At 46.3% G+C, this 5,643-nt stretch carries 7 protein-coding genes; 6 read left to right on the top strand and 1 reads right to left on the bottom strand.

Annotated features, from left to right (window positions below):
- Positions 1-113 precede the first annotated feature (113 nt).
- A complete protein-coding gene (locus FTU37_RS16165) occupies positions 114-515 on the top strand; it encodes a LysR substrate-binding domain-containing protein (protein ID WP_001183556.1) in 402 nt (133 codons plus the stop codon).
- 136 nt (positions 516-651) lie between these two features.
- Here the strand turns inward: FTU37_RS16165 and FTU37_RS16160 are convergent, their stop codons facing one another.
- Positions 652-1,467, bottom strand: coding sequence for an APH(3')-I family aminoglycoside O-phosphotransferase (locus tag FTU37_RS16160; RefSeq protein WP_000018323.1), 816 nt, complete (start codon positions 1,465-1,467; stop codon positions 652-654).
- A 129-nt stretch (positions 1,468-1,596) separates the two neighbouring features.
- Here FTU37_RS16160 and FTU37_RS16155 point away from each other — a divergent pair, with 129 nt between their 5' ends.
- The 5 genes from FTU37_RS16155 (at position 1,597) to FTU37_RS16135 (ending at position 5,429) form a co-directional block, all read left to right on the top strand.
- Entirely contained in the window at positions 1,597-2,301 is a 705-nt protein-coding gene (locus FTU37_RS16155; RefSeq protein WP_001067855.1) for an IS6-like element IS26 family transposase, read from the top strand.
- 72 nt (positions 2,302-2,373) lie between these two features.
- Positions 2,374-2,967, top strand: coding sequence for a tyrosine-type recombinase/integrase (locus FTU37_RS16150; RefSeq protein WP_205779272.1), 594 nt, complete (start codon positions 2,374-2,376; stop codon positions 2,965-2,967).
- A 189-nt stretch (positions 2,968-3,156) separates the two neighbouring features.
- Positions 3,157-4,323: a tetracycline-inactivating monooxygenase Tet(X3) gene (locus FTU37_RS16145; protein ID WP_024160783.1), complete on the top strand. Its 1,167-nt coding sequence runs from the start codon at positions 3,157-3,159 to the stop codon at positions 4,321-4,323.
- A 147-nt stretch (positions 4,324-4,470) separates the two neighbouring features.
- Complete coding sequence (locus tag FTU37_RS16140) at positions 4,471-5,208, top strand: recombinase family protein (protein ID WP_001366550.1); 738 nt, start codon at positions 4,471-4,473, stop codon at positions 5,206-5,208.
- Positions 5,205-5,429: a hypothetical protein gene (locus FTU37_RS16135; protein WP_000743213.1), complete on the top strand. Its 225-nt coding sequence runs from the start codon at positions 5,205-5,207 to the stop codon at positions 5,427-5,429. Before FTU37_RS16140 ends, FTU37_RS16135 begins: the two co-directional genes overlap by 4 nt.
- The last annotated feature ends 214 nt before the right edge of the window (positions 5,430-5,643 follow it).

The raw sequence follows: 5,643 nt of genomic DNA, 5'->3' as shown, positions 1-5,643 counted from the left end.
GCCAGGCCTCAGCATTTTATTATGGTGATCCCCTGGGCGAAATGCGCCTGGTAAGCAGAGTTTTTGAAATGTAAGGCCTTTGAATAAGACAAAAGGCTGCCTCATCGCTAACTTTGCAACAGTGCCATTTTAAGCGTTATGCTAAGCCCAGGAAGCCGCAGGATCTTTTGAACCACAACTGCATTAACGTCCGCTATTCTGATACGAGTGGATTGTACGCCTGGGAATTCGAGAAAGATGCTCAGAAATTCAGTCTGAAAGTCAAAGGGCAATATATTGCGAACAGCACGATTCATCAGCTCGATGCAGCATTAGACGGGCTGGGGATTGCCTATATTCCCGAGTATGTTGCAGATGGATATATCAAAAGCGGCAAGCTGATTGCTGTTCTGACCGAGTGGTGTCCATATTTTGACGGCTACCATATTTATTATCCTCACCGCCGACAGGATTCTCCTGCGTTTATGGCTTTTCTGCAAGTTTTGCGTGACAGGTACAATAATGGAATAAGATAAATTTATGAGTAAAGGATTATGTCCACGATAAGCACCTGGGTCGATTCCTGGGAGGCGGCCATGAGGGTAGGGAAGCGCCGTCCCGTCAAGTCAGCGTAATGCTCTGCCAGTGTTACAACCAATTAACCAATTCTGATTAGAAAAACTCATCGAGCATCAAATGAAACTGCAATTTATTCATATCAGGATTATCAATACCATATTTTTGAAAAAGCCGTTTCTGTAATGAAGGAGAAAACTCACCGAGGCAGTTCCATAGGATGGCAAGATCCTGGTATCGGTCTGCGATTCCGACTCGTCCAACATCAATACAACCTATTAATTTCCCCTCGTCAAAAATAAGGTTATCAAGTGAGAAATCACCATGAGTGACGACTGAATCCGGTGAGAATGGCAAAAGCTTATGCATTTCTTTCCAGACTTGTTCAACAGGCCAGCCATTACGCTCGTCATCAAAATCACTCGCATCAACCAAACCGTTATTCATTCGTGATTGCGCCTGAGCGAGACGAAATGCGCGATCGCTGTTAAAAGGACAATTACAAACAGGAATCGAATGCAACCGGCGCAGGAACGCTGCCAGCGCATCAACAATATTTTCACCTGAATCAGGATATTCTTCTAATACCTGGAATGCTGTTTTCCCGGGGATCGCAGTGGTGAGTAACCATGCATCATCAGGAGTACGGATAAAATGCTTGATGGTCGGAAGAGGCATAAATGCCGTCAGCCAGTTTAGTCTGACCATCTCATCTGTAACATCATTGGCAACGCTACCTTTGCCATGTTTCAGAAACAACTCTGGCGCATCGGGCTTCCCATACAATCGATAGATTGTCGCACCTGATTGCCCGACATTATCGCGAGCCCATCTATACCCATATAAATCAGCATCCAGGTTGGAATTTAATCGCGGCCTCGAGCAAGACGTTTCCCGTTGAATATGGCTCATAACACCCCTTGTATTACTGTTTATGTAAGCAGACAGTTTTATTGTTCATGATGATATATTTTTATCGGCACTGTTGCAAATAGTCGGTGGTGATAAACTTATCATCCCCTTTTGCTGATGGAGCTGCACATGAACCCATTCAAAGGCCGGCATTTTCAGCGTGACATCATTCTGTGGGCCGTACGCTGGTACTGCAAATACGGCATCAGTTACCGTGAGCTGCAGGAGATGCTGGCTGAACGCGGAGTGAATGTCGATCACTCCACGATTTACCGCTGGGTTCAGCGTTATGCGCCTGAAATGGAAAAACGGCTGCGCTGGTACTGGCGTAACCCTTCCGATCTTTGCCCGTGGCACATGGATGAAACCTACGTGAAGGTCAATGGCCGCTGGGCGTATCTGTACCGGGCCGTCGACAGCCGGGGCCGCACTGTCGATTTTTATCTCTCCTCCCGTCGTAACAGCAAAGCTGCATACCGGTTTCTGGGTAAAATCCTCAACAACGTGAAGAAGTGGCAGATCCCGCGATTCATCAACACGGATAAAGCGCCCGCCTATGGTCGCGCGCTTGCTCTGCTCAAACGCGAAGGCCGGTGCCCGTCTGACGTTGAACACCGACAGATTAAGTACCGGAACAACGTGATTGAATGCGATCATGGCAAACTGAAACGGATAATCGGCGCCACGCTGGGATTTAAATCCATGAAGACGGCTTACGCCACCATCAAAGGTATTGAGGTGATGCGTGCACTACGCAAAGGCCAGGCCTCAGCATTTTATTATGGTGATCCCCTGGGCGAAATGCGCCTGGTAAGCAGAGTTTTTGAAATGTAAGGCCTTTGAATAAGACAAAAGGCTGCCTCATCGCTAACTTTGCAACAGTGCCAGTTTTATTACGAACGTGTTTTGGGTGGACAACGGAAAACATATTTCATCGAAAGACCAAAAAAAGAAAAAACACTTCCTGTTGTGATGAGTGAAGAAGAAACCATTCGGGTACTACGCGCTATTGAAAACGTGAAACACAAGGCTATTCTGATGACTATTTATTCGGCAGGTTTGCGCATTTCTGAATGTATAAACCTGAAAATAAAAGACATTGACTCCAAGCGCATGCAAATTCGTATAGAACAGTCAAAAGGAAAAAGAGATCGTTATACCATTTTATCTGAGAAAACATTAATTATTTTAAGAACATACTTTATGGAATATAAACCAAAAGATTATTTATTTGAAGGTCAAAAAGGTGGCGCATACTCAAGCCGAAGTATTCAAAACATTTTTAAAGCAGCTGTTTTAAAAGCAAAGATTCAAAAGGAAGTTACTGTACATACCTTACGACATAGCTTTGCAACGCATTTGCTTGAGAATGGTACGAGTTTACGTTATATTCAATCGTTGTTAGGTCATTCAAGCAGTAAAACAACTGAGGTTTATACACATATTACCACCAAGGGAATGGAACAATTAAAAAGTCCGATGGATTTGTTAGATATATAGAAAGGATTTGTATATTTGAGCAAAACTTAACAAAAAGCACTATGAATATAAATCCTTTTGAGAGAGTAGAAACGAACGGTAAACGGTTGAAAACGGATTTGTCACTGATAATGAAAGGTTTAGCAAAATAAGATATAGTGGATATATACGCCATTTGGCGTATAGCCACTTGTTATGTGCCATTTTTGAATGACAATGCGAATAGATACAGACAAACAAATGAATTTACTTAGTGATAAGAACGTTGCAATAATTGGTGGTGGACCCGTTGGACTGACTATGGCAAAATTATTACAGCAAAACGGCATAGACGTTTCAGTTTACGAAAGAGACAACGACCGAGAGGCAAGAATTTTTGGTGGAACCCTTGACCTACACAAAGGTTCAGGTCAGGAAGCAATGAAAAAAGCGGGATTGTTACAAACTTATTATGACTTAGCCTTACCAATGGGTGTAAATATTGCTGATGAAAAAGGCAATATTTTATCCACAAAAAATGTAAAGCCCGAAAATCGATTTGACAATCCTGAAATAAACAGAAATGACTTAAGGGCTATCTTGTTGAATAGTTTAGAAAACGACACGGTTATTTGGGATAGAAAACTTGTTATGCTTGAACCTGGTAAGAAGAAGTGGACACTAACTTTTGAGAATAAACCGAGTGAAACAGCAGATTTGGTTATTCTTGCCAATGGTGGAATGTCGAAAATAAGGAGCTTTGTTACCGACACGCAAGTTGAAGAAACCGGTACTTTCAACATCCAAGCTGATATTCTTCAACCGGAAATAAACTGTCCCGGATTTTTTCAGCTATGCAACGGCAACCGATTAATGGCGGGACATCAGGGCATTTTATTGTTTGCCAATCCCAATAATAATGGTGCATTGTATTTAGGAATTAGTTTTAAAACGCCCGATGAATGGAAAAATAAAATTCCCTTAGATTTTCAGGACAGAAACAGCGTTGCCGATTTTTTATTGAAAAGATTTTCCAAATGGAGTGAAGTTTACAAACAATTAATACGTTCGGTATCAACATTTCAATGCTTGCCCACAAGGAAATTTCCTTTGAACAATGATTGGAAAAGTAACCGTCCATTACCCATAACAATGATTGGCGATGCTGCTCATTTGATGTCGCCTTTTGCAGGACAGGGTGTAAATACGGGATTATTGGATGCTTTGATATTGTCTGAAAACCTTACAAACGGAGAATTTACAAGTATTGAAAATGCCATCGAAAACTACGAACAACAAATGTTTGTTTATGCAAAAGATACGCAGGACGAATCGACAGAAAACGAAACCGAAATGTTTAGTCCCAATTTTTCGTTTCAAAAATTATTGAATCTATAAACAGTAAGAAAAAACGGCTACTAACAAGCAGTTTTGCAATAGTGGGCAGAAGTGCAAAATTGAACTTGTGTGCTTCTATCAACTTTTGTACATTAGCTGCCAGTTTAAGATGGGTGCATTTGAGTATGCCCAAAGGAGCCCGCAAGTATGCGCAGGACGAAGCCAGTAGCCGCGCCGATGGTGGCGCGGGTCTATCTGCGCGTCAGCACCGACGCGCAGGACTTGGAACGCCAAGAGGCGATCACTACGGCCGCGAAGGCCGCCGGCTACTACGTCGCCGGCATCTACCGTGAGAAGGCATCCGGCGCACGCGCCGACCGGCCTGAGCTGCTGCGCATGATCGGCGACCTACAGCCCGGCGAGGTGGTCATTGCCGAGAAGATCGACCGCATCAGCCGCCTACCTTTGCCCGAGGCCGAGCGCCTGGTGGCCTCGATACAGGCCAAAGGCGCACGCCTGGCCGTCCCTGGCGTGGTCGATCTATCCGACCTGGCGGCCGAGGCCCAGGGCGTCGCCAAGATCGTGCTGGAAGCCGTGCAGATCATGCTTTTTCGCCTGGCCTTGCAGATGGCCCGCGACGACTACGAGGACAGGCGCGAACGCCAGCGCCAAGGCATTGAGTTGGCCCGCCAGGCCGGGCGGTACAAGGGCCGCCGTGCTGATCCGAAGCGCCGCGCCCAAGTTGTCGCGCTGCGCAAGTCCGGCTACAGCATCAACAAGACCGCCGAGCTGGCCGGGTACAGTGCGGCCCAGGTGAAACGGATATGGGCCGAGGTCAGCCAGGCCGAAGCGAAGCAGCACGGCGCGTTCGTGGAGGACGCATTGACGGAAGCCGATGCCCTGGCCGCTGTCGGCCAGGATGAGCGCCAGGAGGAAAGGGCATGAAGAAGCCGAACCAAGACGACGAGCCGTTTTTCATCACCGAGGAGATTGCGGCCGAAATGATCGCCGGCGGCTATGAGTTCGAGCTGCCGCCCATTCCTTGCACCATCCGCCTACGCGACGTGCTGGAGCGCATGACCGATGCTGAGCTAGCATTGCAGCCGGGCGAGATCGCCGACCAGGAGCGTGAACGCTGCCGGCGCAAGCCGTGTTCAACCTCATGATCTGGTCATGGTATTTTTCATGGCACTGAGCCTGATAGTTCTTGCAAATTGTTGTCACTAAAGGGTTTTGTGTGCTTGTTTACAATCGAGTGGGAGTGACGGGCACTGGCTGGCAATGTCTAGCAACGGCAGGCATTTCGGCTGAGGGTAAAAGAACTTTCCGCTAAGCGATAGACTGTATGTAAACACAGTATTGCAAGGACGCGGAACATGC

The sequence above is a fragment of the Acinetobacter sp. YH12097 genome, from assembly GCF_013419225.1.
GTDB lineage: Bacteria > Pseudomonadota > Gammaproteobacteria > Pseudomonadales > Moraxellaceae > Acinetobacter > Acinetobacter amyesii.
This window is presented reverse-complemented; position numbering and strand designations above follow the sequence as displayed.

Coding starts and splice junctions, on each gene's coding strand:
- FTU37_RS16160 (WP_000018323.1), bottom strand. CDS start 1,467: ATGAGCCATATTCAACGGGAAACGTCTTGCTCGAGGCCGCGATTAAAT.
- FTU37_RS16155 (WP_001067855.1), top strand. CDS start 1,597: ATGAACCCATTCAAAGGCCGGCATTTTCAGCGTGACATCATTCTGTGG.
- FTU37_RS16145 (WP_024160783.1), top strand. CDS start 3,157: ATGACAATGCGAATAGATACAGACAAACAAATGAATTTACTTAGTGAT.
- FTU37_RS16140 (WP_001366550.1), top strand. CDS start 4,471: ATGCGCAGGACGAAGCCAGTAGCCGCGCCGATGGTGGCGCGGGTCTAT.
- FTU37_RS16135 (WP_000743213.1), top strand. CDS start 5,205: ATGAAGAAGCCGAACCAAGACGACGAGCCGTTTTTCATCACCGAGGAG.